Annotated in this window: 20 protein-coding genes; 15 read left to right on the top strand and 5 right to left on the bottom strand. The window is 36.2% G+C overall.

The genetic code is table 11. The features are described 5' to 3' along the window. Nucleotides 1-13 precede the first annotated feature (13 nt). The 6 genes from FSZ17_RS20360 (at nt 14) to FSZ17_RS20335 (ending at nt 6,608) form a co-directional block, all read left to right on the top strand. A complete protein-coding gene (locus FSZ17_RS20360) occupies nt 14-1,723 on the top strand; it encodes an FAD-dependent oxidoreductase (protein WP_057773783.1) in 1,710 nt (569 codons plus the stop codon). Continuing rightward, nucleotides 1,723-2,679 carry a succinate dehydrogenase/fumarate reductase iron-sulfur subunit gene (locus FSZ17_RS20355; RefSeq protein WP_057773782.1) on the top strand — a complete coding sequence of 319 codons (957 nt, stop codon included), beginning with the start codon at nt 1,723-1,725 and terminating at the stop codon, nt 2,677-2,679. Before FSZ17_RS20360 ends, FSZ17_RS20355 begins: the two co-directional genes overlap by 1 nt. Continuing rightward, on the top strand, nt 2,676-3,560 hold the full coding sequence (locus FSZ17_RS20350; RefSeq protein WP_057773780.1) for a CoB--CoM heterodisulfide reductase iron-sulfur subunit B family protein: 885 nt from the start codon (nt 2,676-2,678) through the stop codon (nt 3,558-3,560). The genes FSZ17_RS20355 and FSZ17_RS20350 overlap by 4 nt, the downstream gene beginning before the upstream one ends. 17 nt (nt 3,561-3,577) lie before the next feature. Further along, entirely contained in the window at nt 3,578-3,922 is a 345-nt protein-coding gene (locus FSZ17_RS20345) for a hypothetical protein (RefSeq protein WP_057773778.1), read from the top strand. Nucleotides 3,923-4,171: 249 nt separating this feature from the next. Next, a complete protein-coding gene (dcuS, locus tag FSZ17_RS20340; protein ID WP_057773776.1) occupies nt 4,172-5,761 on the top strand; it encodes a DcuS/MalK family sensor histidine kinase in 1,590 nt (529 codons plus the stop codon). A 118-nt stretch (nt 5,762-5,879) separates the two neighbouring features. Beyond that, nucleotides 5,880-6,608: a response regulator gene (locus FSZ17_RS20335; protein WP_057773774.1), complete on the top strand. Its 729-nt coding sequence runs from the start codon at nt 5,880-5,882 to the stop codon at nt 6,606-6,608. A 307-nt stretch (nt 6,609-6,915) separates the two neighbouring features. Here FSZ17_RS20335 and FSZ17_RS20330 read toward each other — a convergent pair whose 3' ends face one another. Together FSZ17_RS20330 and FSZ17_RS20325 are read right to left on the bottom strand one after the other, a co-directional pair. Continuing rightward, nucleotides 6,916-7,350, bottom strand: coding sequence for a disulfide oxidoreductase (locus FSZ17_RS20330; RefSeq protein WP_057773772.1), 435 nt, complete (start codon nt 7,348-7,350; stop codon nt 6,916-6,918). Then, nucleotides 7,347-8,036 (bottom strand): DsbA family protein, encoded by a 690-nt coding sequence (locus FSZ17_RS20325; RefSeq protein ID WP_057773953.1) that lies wholly within the window; start codon nt 8,034-8,036, stop codon nt 7,347-7,349. The genes FSZ17_RS20330 and FSZ17_RS20325 overlap by 4 nt, the downstream gene beginning before the upstream one ends. A 257-nt stretch (nt 8,037-8,293) precedes the next feature. Between FSZ17_RS20325 and FSZ17_RS20320 the strand changes: the two genes are divergently transcribed. From FSZ17_RS20320 to FSZ17_RS20300, 5 genes are all read left to right on the top strand, one after another. Then, nucleotides 8,294-8,698 (top strand): ArsR/SmtB family transcription factor, encoded by a 405-nt coding sequence (locus tag FSZ17_RS20320; protein ID WP_057773770.1) that lies wholly within the window; start codon nt 8,294-8,296, stop codon nt 8,696-8,698. Next, the gene (locus FSZ17_RS20315; protein WP_057773768.1) at nt 8,676-10,802 is read left to right on the top strand and encodes a heavy metal translocating P-type ATPase; all 2,127 of its coding nucleotides are present in this window, start codon (nt 8,676-8,678) and stop codon (nt 10,800-10,802) included. Before FSZ17_RS20320 ends, FSZ17_RS20315 begins: the two co-directional genes overlap by 23 nt. A gap of 155 nt (nt 10,803-10,957) precedes the next feature. Then, the gene (locus FSZ17_RS20310) at nt 10,958-11,761 is read left to right on the top strand and encodes an MBL fold metallo-hydrolase (protein ID WP_057773766.1); all 804 of its coding nucleotides are present in this window, start codon (nt 10,958-10,960) and stop codon (nt 11,759-11,761) included. A 784-nt stretch (nt 11,762-12,545) separates the two neighbouring features. After that, on the top strand, nt 12,546-13,712 hold the full coding sequence (locus tag FSZ17_RS20305; protein WP_057773764.1) for a cell wall-binding repeat-containing protein: 1,167 nt from the start codon (nt 12,546-12,548) through the stop codon (nt 13,710-13,712). Nucleotides 13,713-13,912: 200 nt separating this feature from the next. Further along, the gene (locus FSZ17_RS20300) at nt 13,913-14,650 is read left to right on the top strand and encodes an urease accessory protein UreH domain-containing protein (protein ID WP_057773762.1); all 738 of its coding nucleotides are present in this window, start codon (nt 13,913-13,915) and stop codon (nt 14,648-14,650) included. A 110-nt stretch (nt 14,651-14,760) separates the two neighbouring features. Here FSZ17_RS20300 and FSZ17_RS20295 read toward each other — a convergent pair whose 3' ends face one another. Genes FSZ17_RS20295 through FSZ17_RS20285 form a run of 3 tightly spaced genes read right to left on the bottom strand, consistent with a single transcriptional unit; the run spans nt 14,761 to nt 17,377 of the window. Beyond that, nucleotides 14,761-15,324: a TVP38/TMEM64 family protein gene (locus tag FSZ17_RS20295; protein ID WP_057773760.1), complete on the bottom strand. Its 564-nt coding sequence runs from the start codon at nt 15,322-15,324 to the stop codon at nt 14,761-14,763. A 3-nt stretch (nt 15,325-15,327) separates the two neighbouring features. Then, on the bottom strand, nt 15,328-16,005 hold the full coding sequence (locus FSZ17_RS20290; RefSeq protein ID WP_057773759.1) for a response regulator transcription factor: 678 nt from the start codon (nt 16,003-16,005) through the stop codon (nt 15,328-15,330). 7 nt (nt 16,006-16,012) lie between these two features. Beyond that, nucleotides 16,013-17,377, bottom strand: a complete 1,365-nt coding sequence (locus FSZ17_RS20285; protein WP_057773757.1) for a sensor histidine kinase — start codon at nt 17,375-17,377, stop codon at nt 16,013-16,015. 225 nt (nt 17,378-17,602) lie between these two features. Here FSZ17_RS20285 and FSZ17_RS20280 point away from each other — a divergent pair, with 225 nt between their 5' ends. Genes FSZ17_RS20280 through FSZ17_RS20265 form a run of 4 tightly spaced genes read left to right on the top strand, consistent with a single transcriptional unit; the run spans nt 17,603 to nt 20,783 of the window. Further along, on the top strand, nt 17,603-18,046 hold the full coding sequence (locus tag FSZ17_RS20280; protein ID WP_057773755.1) for a MarR family winged helix-turn-helix transcriptional regulator: 444 nt from the start codon (nt 17,603-17,605) through the stop codon (nt 18,044-18,046). Between the two features lie 54 nt (nt 18,047-18,100). Next, nucleotides 18,101-19,042 (top strand): ring-cleaving dioxygenase, encoded by a 942-nt coding sequence (locus FSZ17_RS20275; protein ID WP_057773753.1) that lies wholly within the window; start codon nt 18,101-18,103, stop codon nt 19,040-19,042. Nucleotides 19,043-19,057: 15 nt separating this feature from the next. Beyond that, nucleotides 19,058-20,116, top strand: coding sequence for an LLM class flavin-dependent oxidoreductase (locus tag FSZ17_RS20270; RefSeq protein ID WP_057773751.1), 1,059 nt, complete (start codon nt 19,058-19,060; stop codon nt 20,114-20,116). A gap of 43 nt (nt 20,117-20,159) precedes the next feature. Continuing rightward, nucleotides 20,160-20,783 (top strand): nitroreductase family protein, encoded by a 624-nt coding sequence (locus FSZ17_RS20265; protein ID WP_057773749.1) that lies wholly within the window; start codon nt 20,160-20,162, stop codon nt 20,781-20,783. Nucleotides 20,784-20,890: the final 107 nt, after the last annotated feature.

The following is a 20,890-nucleotide window of genomic DNA, read 5'->3' as shown; positions in this document are numbered from 1 at the left end:
GGAGGCATTTAACATGCTTAAATACGATGTTGTAGTAGTAGGGGCAGGCGGGGCTGGAATGATGGCTGCTCTTTACGCTAGTAAAGATCCAAGCTTAAAAGTAGCTGTCCTTAGTAAAATATTCCCAACCCGTTCTCATACAGGTGCAGCTCAAGGCGGAATTAATGCAGCGATGGGCTATCGTGACAATACGGATTCGGTTGAAAAGCATTTTCGGGACACAGTAAAGGGTAGCGATTTCCTTGCAGATCAAGATGCTGTCGAATTTTTCACCTCTCATATGCCGGAACTTATATCTGAGCTTGATTATATGGGTGTTCCGTTTTCTCGCGATGAAAATGGAAAAGTTGCGCAACGTCCATTCGGCGGTGCATCAAGTCCAAGAACTTGCTATTCAGCAGATAAAACAGGGCACGTCATTCTCCATGCCTTATATGAACAATGTTTAAAGAATAATGTTTGCTTTCACAATGACTGGTATTTACTATCACTAGCAGTTGATAATGGTCATTTCGAAGGGTTAGTTGCAATGGATATCCGTACAGGCGAAGTTCATGCGATCCAAGCTAAGGCAGTCGTTATTGCAACAGGTGGTTTTGGTCGTGTGTATTGGAGCAGAACAACCAATGCGATCAATATGACAGGAGATGGGACTGCAGCCTGCTTCGATATTGGGATTCCATTAAAGGATCCTGAATTCATTCAATACCATCCAACAGGCCTTGCCTCCACTGGTGTTCTCTTATCAGAAGCATGTCGAGGTGAAGGTGGATATTTAATTAATAAAGACGGCGAACGATTTATGTCACGCTATGCACCTGACAAAATGGAGCTCGGTCCACGTGATCTCGTTTCACGTTCAATTGAAACAGAAATTAAAGAGGGACGCGGCTTTGGTGATGGAATGGGTTCTTACGTATTAATGGATTTACGGCACTTAGGCGAGGAAAAAATTATGGAGCGTCTTCCGCAAGTTCGTGAACTAGCAATGGACTTTGAAGGTGTCGACCTCATTAAAGAGCCTGTACCAATCAGACCTAGTTGCCACTATACGATGGGTGGTATCCATGTAGTAGATTACAAAACATGTGCTACACCTATCGAAGGAATTCATGCAGCTGGCGAATGTTGTGCAGTATCCATTCACGGTGCTAACCGGTTAGGTGGTAACTCTGTTGCTGACGTCGTATTATTCGGTAAATATGCTGGTTTAGGTGCCCAGCAGTCAGCAAAAAAACGCTCGTTTTCATCTACATTAAAACTGGAGCAAGAGAAAAAAGAGTGGACTGAGAAATTCCATTCCATTCGCAAGAAAAAAACAGGCATCAAAATGTTTGAAATTCGCGACAAGATGGCTGAAGCAATGTGGAATAATGTTGGAATTTTCCGCACAGAAGAAGAAATGAAGCAAGCTTACCATACAATTGAAGAACTGCTCGAGCAATTCAAAGATGCTTATATTGGCGATCCTTCCGAGACCTACAATATGGCATTCATAAACTATGTGGAGATCGGCAATTTGTTAAAACTCGCAAAAGCAATAGCATTGGGGGCCATCAATCGAAAAGAGAGCCGTGGTTCTCATTCAAGAGGAGATTATCCAGCTAGAGATGATGAAAAATTCTTAAAGCATACACTAATTTATAACGAAGGAGAATATTATCGCCTAGATTATAGCCCGGTCACCATTACGAAATATCAACCGGAGGAGCGAAAATACTAATGAGAACGATACATTATAAAATCAAACGATTCGACGGGAACAGAGAATGGTATCAAGACTATCAATTACAATACGAAAAAGGCAAAACAATTCTATGGGCCTTAACAACAATACGTGAACAATTAGATCCAACCCTTGTTTTCACATCAGCTTGTCGCCATGCCATCTGTGGAAGTTGTGCAATTAAAGTCAATGGAAAATCATTTTTGACTTGTAAAACATCACTTGATGATGTCTTAGCGACCTTCCAAACTGATAATCTCGTATTTGAACCATTAAGTAATTTTGAGGTTATTAAAGACCTTGCTATTGCATGGGAGCCTAAGATGGAAAAAATGAAGCAGGTGAAACCATGGTTGATTCCATCAAGCGAAGGTAATGTTGAAAAAGGTTTTACACAGAGTGAGGATGCATTTCACAAAATTTCGTCTCCAACAGACTGTATTCTTTGTGGTGTATGTGCGTCGGAATGTAATCAGCTAGCTGTCAATGACGGAACTTTTTTAGAGCCCTTTATTTTAAATCGTGCTTATCGTTTTGCGGTAGATTCTAGAGACTGTGCTCCAAATGAGCATATTCTCCCAGCGTATGAAAATGAGCTTTGGAAATGCTTGCACTGTATGCAATGCATATCAAGTTGTCCAAAGGGAATACCATTAACCGATCAAATCGCCTTTTTAAGACAAGAATCCATCAAATTGGGGGAAACCAACAATCAAGGAGCAAAACATGCTTTTGCCTTCCATGATGACGTTCGGAATAAAGGTCGTTTAAATGAAACAATGCTTCCAATTAAGACGGACGGATTGATAAAAACAGCTACAACAAAAGTTCCTTTTGCTCTACGTATGATCAGAAAAGGAAAAATCAATCCATTCCATATGCCTAAAGCCGTTGAGGGTATTAGAGGAGTAAAAGAAATTTACAAGTATGCTGAGGAGGTCAAAAACTCATGAGATATGCATTTTTTCCAGGATGTACATTAGAATCAGCTGCTGAGGAACTCATGATTTCAACAATGAAGGTTGCGGAAGCATTAGGAATTGAATTAATCGAGCTAAAAGGTTGGACTTGCTGCGGAGCAAGCCATATTCAAGACGTAGATAATTTTTTGGCTACCTCCATCAATGCTCGTAATATCGCTTTAGGGGAGAAACTAGGTGTTTCAAAAATTCTCACGGTTTGTAATACATGTACATTAATGCTCCGTACTGCAAAGCTTAAGCTTGATAAAAACGAAAAGCTGCGTAATAAGGTGAACGATAGCTTAAAAGGCACTGGTATGCAATATAAAGGGAACGTTGAAATTACCCATTTACTATGGGCACTAATCGAAGATTATGGACTTGACCGCTTAAAGAAAAAAGTAAAGCGTCCACTAACAGGATTAAAGGTTGCTAATTTCTATGGCTGCCATATCATAATGCCACCGAAGATTATGGGTTTTGAGAATCACATGAACCCTCAATCAATGGAAATGGTTGCAGAAGTTTTAGGTGCTGAGAATGTAGAATTTGATCAAAGACTTGGATGTTGTGGCTTCCATGCGGTTTTCCCTGCTGAGAAAGAAGTTATGAATATGACTGGAATTAACTGTTTATCCCCAAAAGCAGCAGGCGCAGACTGTATTGTAACACCGTGTCCATTATGTCAAATGCAGTTAGATGCTTATCAGCCAGATGCACAGAAATCTTTCCGTGAAAATATAACTATGCCAATTCTACATTTGCCACAACTGATCGGTTTAGCTTTAGGCTTCTCTCCAGAAGAATTGGCTATACAAAGACATGTAGTAGATGCTATTCCAATGCTTAAGAATAGTTTAGTATTATCTTAGTAAAAGAGGTAATGGAAATGGAATACATTTATAGCAAAACGGCTAAATTGATCGGATTTATCGAAAATGATGTCATGTGGCTTCAAAATAAAGAGGAAGATTGGATTCATGACGAGTATAGGGAAAGCTATATCCACTATGGGACAATCTATGCTAATAAAAAATTCCATCCATTAGCGATTTCTATTACAGGGTATTTTCAAGATCACGATTCGAAAAAATGGATAAAAGTATCTAACGGAATTGTAAAAAAGAAGGAAGGTGAAGAAATCTATGAATGGGCAGACCATTTAGAAGATTTCTTCCATCTTCGGTTAAAGACAGGTAAATATAAGAAATTCAAATCGATACCAAAATACTAGATTTTGGTGTTGCCTTAAAATAATCAATTGCATTTCTAGAAATTATACTAAAAACCAATTTTAGCAGTGGATCGAAAAAACATCTTAGCTTCAGACATACTTGTCAATCTTACTTTACGTAAGATTGAGGAAATTATTAATATCTTGTGAAAGGTTCTTCTATTTTAGAAAGAACCTTCTTTTTTTATGCTATTATAATTTTACGTGAAATAAATCACAAAGTTTAAGTTGCTGTGTTGGGGGAGAAATATGAATATAAGACGTCCCAAATTAGTTAGTTTAATCGTTATTCTTGTATTTTTTGTTGTTGTCATATCTGTAGCATTTCAAGGTTTTCTTACTGAAAGGAGGGCATCGGCAACCATTAAGGAAAATCAGGAAGAAAATGCTTTTAATGTAGCAAGAATGGTCGCGAATAATCCTTTAATTATAGATGCACTATTAGATAAAGAAAAAGAGCCTTTTATTCAAGAATATACAACTGAGGTATTAAAATTAACAGGGGTAGATTTTATTACAGTCATGGATATGAACAGTATAAGAAAATCCCATCCCGATCCCGAAAAAATAGGAAAAAAATTTGTTGGTGGAGATGAAGAAGAAGTACTAAAGAACGGAAAGGAAAGTTCGTCTGTTTCTACAGGTACACTTGGAAAATCTCAGAGAGTTTTTACGCCAATTATAGATAAAAATAAAGGTCAAATAGGAGCCGTTGCAGTAGGAGTATCATTAGATGAAATAGAAGATGAGATTAGTAAAGGGCGTTCAGATATTGTTTTCGTGACTTATTTAAGTTTGTTATTTGGATTGACTGGAGCGGTTATTTTAGCGAATTATATTAAGAAGATATTATTTAACTTGGAGCCTGCTGAAATAGCAAAGATACTTCAAGAAAGAAACGCATTGTTAGAATCAATTCATGAAGGAATAATTGCCATTGATCATGATCAAAATATTTCAGTTCTAAATAAATCGGCTAGCAAGCTATTTAAAATTAAGGAAAATTCCGTGGGGAAAAAATTAGAAGAGATTATACCACTTTCTAATTTAAGTAAGGTACTTATTAATGAAGAATCAGAATTAAATGAAGAATTACATTTTAATGGATTAAATCTATATGTTAATAGAGTTCCTATTATTGTAAAAGGGAAAGTAGTAGGAGCAGTTGCTACTATCAGAGATCAAACGGAAATTCGACAATTAGCTGAACAATTGACAGATGTAAAGATGTATGCTGAGGCATTACGAGCACAGTCACATGAATTCATGAATCAACTCCACGTCATTCTAGGGATGATCCAATTAGGGTGTTATGATAAATTGAAAAATTACATCCAACATTTAGTAACATATAACGAAAAAGAGGTCATTTCAGTCGCAAAGAAAATCAAAGATGCTACATTAGCTGGATTTATTATGGGGAAAATTAGCTATGCTCATGAGAAAGGAATCCTGTTAAATTTTCATTGTGAAGAGACTATCTATGAAAACGAAAGTGGAGAATATACGTATTCATTAATAAAAATTGTAGGTAATTTAATAAGCAATGCTTTTGATGCTGTAAGTGAGAAAAACGAAAAGGTTGTAGACTTAATCTTTGATTATACAGATGAAACATTGTTAATAGAAGTCTCAGATAATGGTACTGGAATGTCCGAAATAAATAAGCAAAAAATCTTTGAGAAAGGGTTCTCAACTAAAGGAGTTGATAGAGGTTTAGGATTATATTTTGTAAAGAAAGAAATTGACGGTTTAAACGGAGAGTTAAATGTTGTTTCCGAAGAAGGCAATGGAACAAATTTTTATATTAAACTACCCTATATAAAAGCTCATAAATAGGTGGCTCAAGAATATTTTTTAAGCTGATTTTATAAAGAAAAAGTGCTTTAATTTTCGGCAAATATATGTTTGTTAACAAGAAAATTTGTTCGTATTTTTCTAACTGAGGTGATGAAAAATGATTAAAGTATTAATTGTAGAAGATGATCCGATGGTAGCAGAAATTAATAAGCTTTATTTAAAGGATATTCCCGGTTTTTATTTAATAGGAACAGCTTCTTCGGCGAAAGAAGCTATAACGATTATAGAGGAAAATGATATTGATCTGCTATTATTAGATATTTATATGTCTAGCGAAACAGGGATAGATCTATTAAAAAGTCTAAGAAGCAAAGATGTTTGTATCGATGTAATATTAATTACTGCAGCTTCAGATAACGAGACTATTCAAACAGCTTTTAGATATGGATCATTCGATTATCTAATAAAACCTTTTACATTTGATAGGTTTAAGCAAGGACTAGAGCAATATCGAGAACGCACTGAAACTTTAAAGCAACTTAATCAATTGAATCAGCTTGAAATAGATAGACAAGTGTTAAGAATAGATAATGATAAAGAACTGAAAGAATTTCCAAAAGGTTTAACAAAGGCTACATTAAAGCTTATATTTAAGGAAATTATCACTTATGATTGTAAGCCATTTGTAACAGAAGATATTGCCTTAAGTTTAGGAATATCAAGAGTATCAGTCAGGAAATATTTAAGATTTATAACTGATATGGGGATTTTGGAAGAAAATGAACAATATGGATCGATTGGACGACCTATTTTTCAATACCAAATATGCAAAGAAAAAGAAGCTCAAATTGATCATTTTTTCAAACAGGAAACATTCCTCAAATGAATAGTTATTTTTTCAGTTACAGATTTTGGTGATACCTTTCTTTGTTTATTTGGTTAGTATCCTAGTATTAACCAAAGGAATAGATATCTTTTTTTACTTAAGCAATAAATAAACACCGTTCTATTTTCGAACGGTGTTTTGTGTGTTTGAACCCCTATGACAAATCGACTTTAATGATCTTTGCATTTGGACGACGGTAACGAATGATAAGTGTGAATGTGTGTCATTAATGAAGTCGAAGGAAGCCACCAACCATGATTTTTCTTCGAAACTTAAAAAAAGTTGATTAATACTTAGTCTATTCTCATTAAAAATTAAAAGTATATCTTTCAGATGGCTTCTTTAAAAGAAACATCAAAATGATAATCATAGTAAAGGCTGTTAGAGCTAAGAAAGGAATGGTAATAAAGCCAAACCAATTAATATATTGTGCACTGCAAGGAACACCATTCACACAAGGCGTTATTTCGGCAAAACCAGGAACCTTTTGTACGAGATAATGATAAAATGAAATACACCAGCCGATAAACGCCAATGGCAGCACGAACTTCTTAACTGAAAAATCATTTTGGAATGTTCCAATCCCAAGTATTAGAGCTAAGGGATACATAAGAATTCTTTGATACCAGCAAAGCTCACATGGAATAAAACCCCGGATTTCACTAAAATAAAGACTTCCAAGTGTCGCTATTATTGAAACGATCCAAGCGATATATAAATATATTTGATTCCGATTTATCATTTGTCTTTACCTTTTAATGCGTCGTCTATAAGACTTTTTATCTTTTCATAATCAAACGGATCTTCGAGCATTGTACCGTTTACCATAATACTCGGAGTCAACTCAACCTTAAACTCTTCCACTAGCTTTGAGTCTTTATTTACTTCGTCAATCACTGATTGATCCTGCATATCTTTTTCTAACTGTTCTAAATTAATGCCAGGAATGGAACTTGCAATTTCATTAATTAAATCCATTGTTAGCCACAGAGCATCGTGGTCAGCATTTGTTGGCTGTGCTTTAAAAAGTTCTTTATTAAATGTCCAATAGCTTTCCGGACTTTGTTTATAGACTGCCTCTGCAGCTAAAGAGCCCAATTTTGATTCGTCACCATGAAAAAGTACGTGAACGAAGGAAATTTTGACGTCACCTTTATCAACATAGTCCTCCATTAACTGTGGAAAAAACGTCTCACTCCATGATTTACATGCAGGACATTTAAAATCTGCAAATTCCACAACTGTAACAGGAGCATCTGGATCTCCTAGTGTTGGCTGTCCCTCGATAGATGGCTGTTTATCATAGCTTATATCTTTATCTGTTTCCGAGCTTTTATTATTTAAAATGACAGCTGCAGACAGAGCTGCAAAAATAAGCACGGTAATAATCATTACTAATTTAAATGAAGAATTCTTTTTATTCGTCATTTCCTCTTCTCCCTCAAATTTTAATGCTTTTTTATCGATGAACGGGCTGGCTAACAAATGCGCCACATCCTCGAAAAAGAAAAACACTTTTTCTTTATACAGTTATCTCATTTCTTACTCTCCTGTTATTTTACAGTTTAATTTTATAAATTAAATGTTTATTCAAAAGAATATTTGAATATTTTTTGACAATTTAAAGTTTGTGGCATAAGCTAATATTATATATAATCAAATAATCTTTTGAATGAGGTGTGGAAATGAGTCAAAAGAATATAAATATAAATATAAACACGCATGACACATGCGAGACATTTTGTTTTGATGAAGAAAAGGTTAATCGTGTTCAAAAGAGAATAGAGGAAATAAGTGGAGTAGAGTTATTATTTAAAGCCTTGTCTGATTCTACTCGAATAAAAATTGCTTATGCCCTAACAATAGAGAGAGAATTATGTGTTTGTGACGTAGCGAATATAATCGGGTCTTCAACGGCAACAGCAAGCCATCATTTACGTTTATTACGTGATTTGGGCTTAGCCAAGCATCGAAAGGAAGGAAAGCTTGTCTTTTATTCCCTATCAGATGATCATGTTCATCAATTAGTATCGATCGCATTAATTCATTCTAAAGAAGGTGTAGGCAATGGAGAAGGCAATAGAAAATAATAAAGAAACATATCGATTACAAGGCCTTTCCTGTACCAACTGTGCAGCAAAATTCGAAAAGAATATTCGAGAGATACAAACAGTGAATGATGTTCAACTAAATTTTGGTGCATCAAAATTAACTGTCATTGGGGAAGCAACGATTGAACAACTAGAAGAAGCCGGAGCTTTTGATGGTATTAAAGTGCTGCCTGAGAATCAAAGAGTAAAAGAAGTAAAAATCCCTTTCTGGAAGAAAGCTGAAAATAAAAATACAATGGCTTCTCTTATTTTCCTAATCTTTGGATACACCTCCATGTATTCATTTGGAGAGGCACATCTGGCAACCATCTTTATCTTTGCCTTATCTATTTTAATTGGTGGTTTTGACCTATTTAAAGAGGGTTTGAAAAACCTTACGAAACTTCAATTTGATATGAAAACGCTTATGACGATCGCGATAATTGGAGCTGCAGTTATTGGCGAGTGGAGTGAAGGGGCCGTTGTTGTTTTCTTATTCGCAGTAAGCGAAGCCTTAGAAAGCTATTCAATGGATAAAGCGCGTGAATCTATTCGCTCTCTAATGGATATCGCTCCAAAAACTGCATTCATAAGACGTGGTCATCAAGAAATGGAATTGGATGTTGAAGACATAAAATTAGGTGATATTTTAATCATTAAACCAGGTGAAAAGCTGGCAATGGATGGAGAAGTCATTAAAGGGCAATCTTCTATCAATCAAGCAGCTATCACAGGTGAATCCATTCCTGTTTTAAAAACAGTTGGTGATGAAGTATTTGCAGGAACATTAAATGAAGAAGGTTCATTAGAAGTAAAAGTAACTAAGCTAGTTAAAGATACAACAATTTCAAAAATAATCCATTTAGTTGAAGAGGCACAGGCAGAACGTGCTCCTTCCCAAGCATTTGTTGATAAATTCGCGAAATACTATACTCCTGTTATTATTATGATCGCTTTATCAATTGCAGTTGTTCCGCCATTATTTATGGGTGGGGATTGGTCTGAATGGATTTATCGCGGCCTTGCTGTATTAGTTGTTGGATGTCCTTGTGCATTGGTCATTTCCACTCCTGTAGCTATTGTTACAGCGATTGGAAACGCAGCAAAAAAAGGTGTATTAATCAAAGGTGGAATTCATTTAGAAGAGGCTGGGCGATTAAAAGTTATTGCTTTTGATAAAACCGGGACATTAACAAAAGGAACCCCAGAAGTAACAGATATTAAAGTATTAAAAGGACAAGAAGCGAACGATTTATTAGGAATCGCTATGGCCATTGAGAAATTCTCACAGCATCCTTTAGCTTCAGCTATTATTCGAAAAGCTGAAGAAAAAGGGATTTCCTTAAATGATTATAAAGCGGAGGATTTCCAATCGATTACTGGTAAAGGGGCAAGAGCACTTGTAAACAATGAATTATATTATATTGGTAGTCCGAAGCTTTTTGAAGAAATGAGTCATCTTCCTTCTTCCGTTGAAGCGGAAATAAAAGCGTTGCAACTTCAAGGAAAAACCGTCATGTTAGTTGGCACAGACCAAGATATTATCGGGATGATTGCTGTTGCCGACCAAGTGCGAGATAGCAGTTCCAAAGTCATTCGAAAATTGCTTGAAATCGGAATACAAAAAACCATTATGTTGACTGGAGACAATCAAGCAACAGGTCAAGCAATTGCAAAACAGGTTGGATTAAGTGAGGTAAAGGCTGATTTATTGCCGCAAGATAAATTAGAAACCATAAAATCATTAAGAGAACAATATGGAAAAGTTGCCATGGTTGGAGATGGTGTTAATGATGCACCAGCATTAGCAACTGCAACAGTAGGGATCGCAATGGGTGGTGCTGGGACTGATACGGCGATTGAAACAGCTGACATTGCCTTAATGGCGGATGATTTAAATAAACTTCCTTATACAATCGAGTTAAGTCGCAGAGCATTAAGAATTATTAAGGAAAATATGACATTCGCTCTTGGACTCAAATTATTGGCATTAATCTTAATTATCCCAGGATGGCTAACATTATGGATGGCTATCTTTGCAGACATGGGAGCAACACTCATCGTGGTGTTTAATTCATTACGATTGTTGAGGGTTAAAGAATAAAAAAACATGGATGAATAGGAAATAACGAAAAGCAACTCAATTACTAAATGGGGTTGCTTTTTTGTTGAAATAGAAGTTATCACTTTATGTACAATTTCTGAATGAACAACCATTCATTTTATGCTATGATAGCAAAAAAGGGTGGGGGTGCTGAGATGTTGTTTCAAAAAAAGTTGGAGCGAGGTAATGTAGGAGACATTCATTATGCGAACGGTTCGATTCAGTTTCAGTCGGTGAAGCTAAATGTATATAGTTATGCAACAGATGGGATTGTAATTGATGCAGGCTCGAAATCATTAGCGAAACAGTTTCAAGCGTTTTTTGACGAGCAACAGATAGATGCACTGTATTGTACACATATTCACGAAGACCATACAGGTTGTGCGGCTTGGCTTCAGAATCAGCGCAATGTACCAGTCTATATACACAAAAAGTCGATTACAGAAGCACAAAAAAAGGGAAAGTATCCACTTTATAGACAGCTGTTTTGGGGTAAGCGACCACCTTTTCGCCCTTTGCCAGTGCCAGAAACGTTTCATTCGCGTACATATAATTGGAAGAGTATTTTTACACCAGGACATTCGGCAGATCATATTGCCTACTTGAATATGTCGACCGGCCAGCTATTCTCTGGTGATTTGTTCGTTCAGGTAAAAACAAAGGTCATAATGGATAGCGAATCCATTCCGCAAATTATTGAATCAATTGAGCATATCTTATCCTATGATTTTAAAGAAGTATTTTGTAATCACGCAGGATATATCAAGAACGGAAAAGAAAAGCTTCAGGAAAAGCTTGATTATTTGTATCATGTTACTGACGAAGTGAAGAAATTATTTCAACAAGGTATGTCAGTGCAGGAAATTCAGGAGCATTTTTTCCCGCGCAAGTACCAAATTACAACGTTTTCGTTAGGTCAATGGGACTCTAAGCATATTGTGACTTCGATTTTAGGATAGTAGATTGCATTGGTTTGACCGTGGACTTGGTCTTATTTTAGCTAATAAGAAAGTTTAAGTTTATTAACGTACTAAAGTAAAGTGTGAGTTCAATTAAATATCTGCTAATAAGATCGCATAAGAAAAACTAAGGCATTCGCCAAAAAGGACTTGGCGAATGCCGAGTTTTTCTAAATTATTTTTGCAGTTGTCATTGGCATTACTACATTTTCAAGTTAAAGGTAGATGTCAAAATGACAAAAGAATATTTTCCTCATGAAAACACTAGGATTGATATGGACAGTAAATAAGAATCTGAATATTGGTGCACTCCTCTTTTAATATTTCCTGATTAAAAGAGGATGTGCACTTTTTTTATACGTTAAGAAAGTATAAATTGCCAGCGCAGAAGATGATCCGACGTAGTTGCCAATTTTAGGAATTAAGTATAAGTGCAACTACGCCTCTGTCTTCGCCTTTCCAAGGCTCGCCAATCGGCGAGTTTTCTTTATTTACAATAATAAAGCGGTATTTATATCGGTTTTTAGGCAAAAATGGATAAAGCCGATAATGCAAATTGGTTTTTACGGACAATTATCACATGAATTCTGCATATTTTCTGCACTAATGTTTTGTATATTTTAGCTAATAGGAAAGTTTAAGCTAATTAACGTACTAAAGGTAGAGTGTGTTTTCAATTAAATATCTGCTTATAAGATCGCATAAGAAAAACTAAGGCATTCGCCAAAAAGGACTTGGCGAACGCCAAGTTTTTCTAATATGGAAAACTTTGAGGAGGAAAAGTATGAAAAAATGGTGGACTATACTCTTTGTGACTTTATTAGCTCTTGGACTTGTTGCATGTACATCTAATAAACCAGAACAAAAAAACGAAGAAATAACACAAAATGCTTCTAACGTGTTCAGTACTAAAAATGTAACAAGGCTTGATTCGAAAAATTTAATTGATGCAGCCGTTAGTGTTTCGAAAACGATTTGGCCAGCAACGCAAGATGATAATAAGCCAGGCACAGTATTACTTGTTCCTGCAGATAATTGGCAGTATGCTCTTGCTGCAACGGATTTAATTCACCATCCTAATAATGGACCTGTACTATTCTATGAAGATGGGGATATTCCAGAAGAAACAATGAAGGAATTGAAGAGATTATCTCCTGTAGGAAATGATGATGGAACTGAGGTCATGGTAATAGGAGATGCAGATCAAAAAATAATTGATTTGTTAAAAGATTATTCTATTGAGCAAATTACGGGAGATGATTCCGCAGAGTTTGCAAAAAATGTTGATTTAACATATGCAGAAGTAGCAGGAGATATCCCACAGAGTGTCATCATTGTTTCTTCTGAGGAAGAAGCAAAGTTGTATTCTTTACTAGCAGCGAATTGGATCGCTCACATGCCTGAGCCAGTTCTTTACGTAACGAAAGATAGTATTCCAGATGCGACAGTAGATGCTCTTAAGCTTAGAAATAATAGGGCAAATATTTATATTCTTGGACCTGATACAGCTGTTACCTCTGACATTGAAAATAAACTACAAGAGTTTGGTTCTGTAACAAGAATTCAGGGGAAGGATCCTGTAGAGACTTCTATCGCATTTGCAAAGTTTAAAGATGAAAAAACGAAATTTGGGTGGGGACTGACAGAACCAGGTTATGGATTAGAGTTCATATCTACAGAGAATGCTGAGTTTGCGATTGCGGGAGCACCTTTTGCCCACTTAGGAAAGCATGCACCACTAATTTGGCTAGATAAGGGTGAATTATCTGCCGAAACTCATGAGTTTTTAGCACAACTACAGCCTACATTTAAAGATGATCCAACAGTGGGTCCTTACAATCATGCTTTTATCCTTGGATCAAGTGATGCAATATCAATGAAAACACAGGGAATGATTGACCAAATGCTTGAAATTACCTCGGCCAGTGGAGGTGGGCATGGAGGTCATTGAGGGCTAAATTAGTATGATATTTTGAACTGGGCTTTCAATGAAGGCCTAGTTCTTATGGGGATAGATATAAATCAAACGCTAGATGGTACAAAAAATTGGACTCTTCTTGTTCAAGAAGGGAACGTTCAATAGGATATAATAATACTGGAATAAATAGATTCATATTCTAGTTATTGTTTCTTATAAAGCGGAGGTATGGGATGTATGATTTTTTCAGCCAAATTAGCAATTTATTAACTCAACCGTTGGTAAATATCGGGCTAAGTACAACAGGTCTTCCTATTCTATCTGCATTCGTATTAGGAATTGTCGGGGCATTGGCTCCATGCCAATTTACGGGGAATTTAGGTGCGATCACAGTATATGGAAATCAATCCATTCAACAAAAAATTGCTTGGAAAAGTGTTCTGTTCTTCACCTTTGGAAAAATAGCCGTTTTTTCTAGCTTAGGTATTTTAGTATGGTTATTAGGAAGCGAAGTTAAAAACTCTTTAATCTCTTATTTTCCTTGGATTAGAAGAATTGTCGGCCCGATGTTTATCTTTATTGGTCTTTTTATGATAGGTATTATAAAATTTCATAAATCTTTTTCTTTTGGCAGCATCCAAGAAAGATTGCAGCAAAAGGGAAATTTAGGTGCATTTTTTATGGGGGTAAGTTTTACACTAGGATTTTGTCCTACTATGTTTACTTTATTTTTTATGACGCTTATCCCCATGGCCGCTTCAGTAAGCTACGGTGCAGTTCTACCAATTATCTTTGCAATAGGGACCTCTTTGCCATTGATTATTGCCATTTTTTTAATATGGTATTTGGATCTAGGAGGATCATTAATCAAAAAGAAGGGGCGCAAGCTTGGCACAGTGGTTCAAAAACTAGCTGGCGGACTAATGATCATTTTAGGGATTCTCGATACGATAACTTACTGGAGTTTTTGATACTGGAATATATTCTAATCAATGAGTAAGTAGGTACTACAAGATTAATATTTTTTTCAAAAAACTAGGGACAGTAGAAATCCGCTGTTCCTAGTTTTTCTAATCTATTATTATTTTTTTCTTTTGTATTTTCTTTTTATTAGATAATAAGAGTTTGCAAGTATAAAAAGTAAAAGAATGACACCAAGCTGCAATTCGAGTTCCAATGACAGTAATTGGTTAGTAGAATATGCTTCTATAAATAGCGAGGGGATTTTACCTAAAGTACTAGCAATACTAAATGATAGCAGTTTCATTTTGCTGTAAGCTGCAGTTAGTGTAACAGCTCCAGAAGGAATGAAAGGTAAAATCCTGAGGGCAAGTACAAGTAACACAGCTTCTGCTCCAGCTGTATTTTTTAACTTTTGTAAAAGCTTAGACTCTGATTTTTTAAAGTTAGATGAAAGCTTTATTAATCCTTTTCTGTATAGAACAAAACTCACAATCGCACCAGCTGCTTCCCCAGTAATCGAAACCAATAGCCCAGCTTCAAATCCAAAAAAGACAATGTTTCCAGCTGTGATAAATGCACTAGGTAAAATACCAGATATAGCAACAATAATATTTAAAGTTAAACTAAGGAGAACAGCAAGAATTGGATTAGGTGGAAACCAGTTTAGTAAAATAGCTTCCATTCTTTATACCTTCCCAGCCCATTTATACCCTACACCCCACACAGTAACCAGATGTTCATCAGCAGGGAAACCTGCCTTTCTAAGCTTATCCCGTAAATTTCTAACATGGGAATCAATAGTGCGATCTTCTGTTGACACCCCGTACCCCCATATAGAAGTGATGAAGTGTTCTCTTGTAAAGACTTTATTGATATGATTTAAAAATAAATCCATCATCGCAAATTCCTTAGGTGTTAACGAGATTTCCTTTTTATTATATTGAAGGACAAAGGAATTTAAATCCAATACTAGACCTTGAAAGGCTACTCTGCCATTCTTGCTTTTGTTTCTTCGTAAAGTAGCTTCTATTCTTGCAAGCAATTCTTCTTCGTCAAAAGGCTTAGAAATATAATCATCTGCACCAATTTTTAATCCCTTCACAATATCAGGTTTCTCGCTCATCGCAGTAAGCATAATAATGGGGATATCCCAATGTTTTCTAATTTCACGACATGCTTCCCATCCGTCCATTTCTGGCATCATGATATCAAGTAAGACGAGGTCAGTTTGGTAAGATTCTAAATAAACAAGGGCATCTTCTGCTGAAGGGAATTTTATACATTTGTAACCTGCAGGAGTTAAATATAGTGATAGTAAATCAAGCATAAGTGGTTCGTCATCGACTAATAGTATTGTTTTCATTCGTTTTCTACCCCTTAAATATTAATGAAAACTCTGTACCTTTTCCTAACTCACTTTTAACAGTAATTTCGGCTTCGTGCTTATCAACGAGTTCTTTCACAATGGCAAGTCCAAGTCCGGTGCCTCCCAAAGATCTCGTTCGGGACTTATCTACACGATAAAATCGGTTAAAAATAAATGGAATATCGTCTTCAGGTATTCCTTTGCCAGTATCTTTTATGGTTATTTGAACAGATTGTTTGAGCTTTGTCACGCTTATTGCAGTTACTCCACCTTTGGATGAGTATTTCATTGAATTATCTAAAAGATTAAGGATGATTTGTTCTAATCTAGAAGGGTCTGCCTTAATAAAAACATTAGAAGGGCAGATAATCTCCAATCTCATTTTATTTTCCAAAAAAGCCGGGGAAAGTTTTCTTTCAATGGTTAACAGGAATTCATTTAGGTCTATTTGCTCCTTCTCGATGATAAAGGTATTCTTATCAATTTTCGCTAAATCAAATAAATCTTTAATGAGATCCGAAAGTCGATTGGTCTCTTCAAGAATAATATTTAAATATTTTTGCTGTTCATTAATAGGCAGATTTCGTTTTAGGACAATATCCGTATATCCTTTAATATAGGTTAATGGAGTTCTTAGTTCATGCGAAATGCTCGATAAGAATTCATTGCGTTCTTTCTTTAAATAATTTAGATCGTTTGCTAACAATTGGATCGATTTGGCTAGCTCTCCTAGCTCATCGTTTCCTCTTTTCGCCAGAGTAACATCAAAGTTTCCTTTGCTGATTTGGGAAGTGGCATCCTTCATTTTTATTAATGGTTTAGTAAGAGCTTTTGAAAGAAAGAAAATAATAATAACTGTTAAACTAACGGAAATCAATCCGGCAAGTAGAAAATGTTCATTCAAACGATCGATTAAAGCATGAACGGATTGTGTATCTTGGAACATATAAATATACCCTGCAACTTCTCCATTTTGTTCAACTGGACTAACAGTGGCAATAATGGGCTCTTCTCGCCAGTTTCCTTCTACAATTTTTCCTTCCCTTGGAATTTTAGAATTTGTCATTTTTAAGTACTTATAAAATTGGTCAACTTTGTCGGAAGAGTCTAGCACCTTTCCGTTCCGGTTTGTGATAACGACATCAGTGTTCGCTTCTGATTCCATAAGGGTAATATGAGCGATGGTGTTAGCATCAAAATGTTTTTCAAGAATGGCTCTGTGGGAATTCCCTCTTGCTTGTAATGCAGACAGCTCTTCTTCCACTCTTGAATCAACCATTGCGGAGTGCAGAAAGAAAAACATGAACGTTTCTAAGGAAAATATTATTAAAAAAAACAGTGTACCAATCTTTATGGAAAGTTTATTCAATTTTAATCACCTGTGTAAATTGGATGTCTTCATTTTACGTCATTTTTCAAAAACATCATATTAAATAAAATTGTAGAAAGTATGGATAAATGAGAAGAGAATCTAGGATTTAAGTCACTTTTTACAAAAAAGATAAAAATATCTCGAATCCGAGATATTTATCTTGATTTCTCTTCAATTGAGTAGTAAAGTGATATTAAGGTTAACGATGGGGAGGGAAGTGAAATGCGCAATAATACGTTGGGGTCATTAATCTGGTTACGTTTAATGCGTTTTACGAACCATAGTAACCAGCTGTCGAATGATTTTTTAAAGCGCTTTGATTTAACTACAGCACAATTTGATGTACTCGTGCAAATTCATGTATATCAGCCACTCACGCAGATGGAATTAGCTGAAAAAGTAACGGTCACGCAAGGTGGCATTTCTCGTATGCTCGTTCGGCTTGAGAAAGAAGACTATATTGTACGGAAGCAAGATTGGAAAACGAAAACAATTAGCTTAACGGAAAAGGGTGAAGAGATATTACAAGAGGCTTTGCCAGCTCAACTAGCGTTTCAAACGTCATTTTTTAATGATGTATTAAATGAAGAAGAAACAAAAACATTGTACACGCTGATAACTCGTGTACATAAACATAGCCTAAAAAAAGAATTACCGCTTGAGTAATTTTTTTTTACATCATCACTTGATTAATCAAGTTAAAAATAGGGAGGATTCATAATGTATAAAATTCCTGGACATCATCATATTTCAATGATTACAAAAAATGCTCAAATAAATAATCAATTTTATCAAAAAGTATTAGGTTTGAGGCGAGTAAAAAAGACTGTTAACCAAGATAACCCTTCTATGTATCACCTGTTTTACGGAGATTTAACGGGGAGTGCAGGGACAGAGCTATCTTTCTTTGAAATGCCGATGGCGGGAAGAACGATTCGTGGCACAAATGCCATTACTCAAATTGGTTTGCTTGTTCCATCATTTGAAAGTCTGGAATATTGGAAAAAGCGTTTTGAGCAATTCGATGTTAAGCATGGAGAAATCACTACGTATGCTGGCCGGGCTGCACTTCCATTTGAGGATACGGAAGGGCTGCGCCTTGTTTTACTTAATAATAATGGCGAAGAGACACCCGCATACTGGTCGGCATGGGAAGATTCCAGCGTCGATCTGGAGCAACGTATTTTAGGAATGGGGACTGTGGAGATTACTGTACGTTATTTGAATCGAACGGCAAGAACTTTAAGGGATATGCTTGGCTATGAAGAAGTGGCTCGTTCAGATCAAGAGGCTATCTATCAGTCTGTTGCCGGTCAAGCATTTGGTGAAATTGTAGTGAAGGAGCAGGTGGGACCGAGTGAAAAGCCAGGTCGAGGAAGCATTCATCATTTGGCGATTCGTGTGAAGAACGAGGAAGAGCTCGTGTTTTGGGACGAAGTGGTGAAAGAACAAGGCTTCCAATCAACAGGCGTTGTCGATCGCTTTTATTTCAAAAGCTTATATTTCCGTGATTCGAATGGAATTTTATTTGAAATGGCGACAGATGGACCTGGATTTACGGTTGATTCAACGGTTGAAGCATTAGGAAAAAAATTAGATTTACCGCCATTTTTAGAAGATAAACGTGCAGAAATTGAAGCAGGATTAAAACCAATTGATTAAAAGGGGTGGATGACAATGGAACAATATCGCATTGATCCAAATAAAGGACTCGAATTCGGTTTATATTCGATTGGTGATCATATACTAAATCCATTTACAGGAAGTCGTATTAGCGCCGAACAGCGTATTCATGAATTAATCGAAGCAAGTAAGCTTGCAGATGAGGCAGGACTAGACGTATTTGCTGTCGGAGAAAGTCATCAAACGCATTTTACAACCCAAGCACATACGGTCATTTTAGGGGCAATTGCACAAGCAACGAAAAATATTAAAATTGCCAGTTCGGCAACGGTGTTAAGTACGTCAGACCCCGTTCGTGTGTATGAAGATTTTGCGACATTAGATTTAATTTCAAGAGGTCGAGCTGAAATTGTTGCTGGGCGCGGCTCACGAATTGGGGCATATAGCTTGCTTGGCTATGATGTCCGTGATTATGAGGAATTATTTGAAGAAAAAATGGAACTTCTAATGAAGTTAAATAACGAGAATAGAATAACGTGGGAAGGAAAATTTCGTGCGCCACTGGAAAATGCCTATATTCTTCCACAGCCCCCAAATGGCCATATGCCGATTTGGCGTGCTGTAGGTGGCCCACCGGCAAGTGCCATTAAAGCAGGCGATGCAGGTGTACCGATGATGCTGACGACGCTTGGTGGTCCAGCCATTAATTTTAAAATTTCTGTAGATGCGTATCGTGAGGCATTAGAGCGAAGTGGCTTTGACTCAAGCAAACTGCCAATTGCTACAACGAGTCTATTCTACACAGCGGAAAATTCACAGGATGCACTGAGTGAATACTACCCACACATCAATACAGGCATGCGGGCTTTAAGAGGCGGAGGTTATCCAAAGCAACAATTTGAAGAAGCAATTGACTATCGTGATGCGTTAATGGTTGGCAGCCCCCAGCAAATCATTGAAAAAATGCTCTATCAATATGAATTATACGGTCAACAAAGATTTATGGCCCAAATTGACTTTGGTGGCGTACCATTCGATAAAATTGCGAAAAATATTGAACTGATTGCAACAGATATCCTGCCAGCAATCAAGAAACATACAGCAAAAAAATAAGAAAAAGATTCTATGGAGAGTCATCAAACAGGAGTGAAAACCATTGACAGAATTTAAAGCATTAATAAAAGAAAGAAGGTCAGCAAGTAATTTTTTGCCTGATCATCCTATATCAAAAGAAGAATTAAACAAAATATTTGAAATGGTAAAGTTTGCACCGTCCGCTTTTAACCTGCAGCATGCAAATTATCTAGTTGTTACAGATAATGAAGATAAAGAAAAGTTAAGAGCAGCAGCATATGGTCAATATAAAGTATTTTCATCCTCTGCCGTCATAATCGTAACAGGAGATAAATTAGCCTATAAAGACGCGGCAAGAATAAATGAAGGTTTACTCATGTTAGGAATTCTTAATAAACAAGAATATGATCATGAGGTTGAAGATACAACTTCATTATATATAAACAGAGGTGAAATATTTCAAAGAGATGAGGCCATCCGAAATGCTTCCCTCTCTGCGATGATGTTCATGCTGGCTGCAAAGGATAAGGGATGGGATACTTGTCCGATGATTGGATTTGATTCAGAAGCCGTTAAGGATGTTTTAAATATAAGTGATGAGCAAGAAGTTGTTATGATGATAACGATTGGGAAAGAAAAGGTTTCAAGCAGAAGACCTAGGGGATATCGTAAACCAGTTGATGAATTTGTCACTTATATTGATTAACGAGTTTGATTTTCTCATTCAAAAGTTGTAGACGTTTATCATCCCATTTTAGTAACAGTCTTCCTCCGACCTCCCGATGTTACCGTTGCTTTCTTTTTCTAAAATAA

This window comes from Cytobacillus dafuensis, assembly GCF_007995155.1.
Classification (GTDB): Bacteria; Bacillota; Bacilli; order Bacillales; family Cytobacillaceae; genus Cytobacillus; species Cytobacillus dafuensis.
Note: the sequence above shows the minus strand (reverse complement) of the source record. Positions and strands in the feature narration are given on the sequence as shown.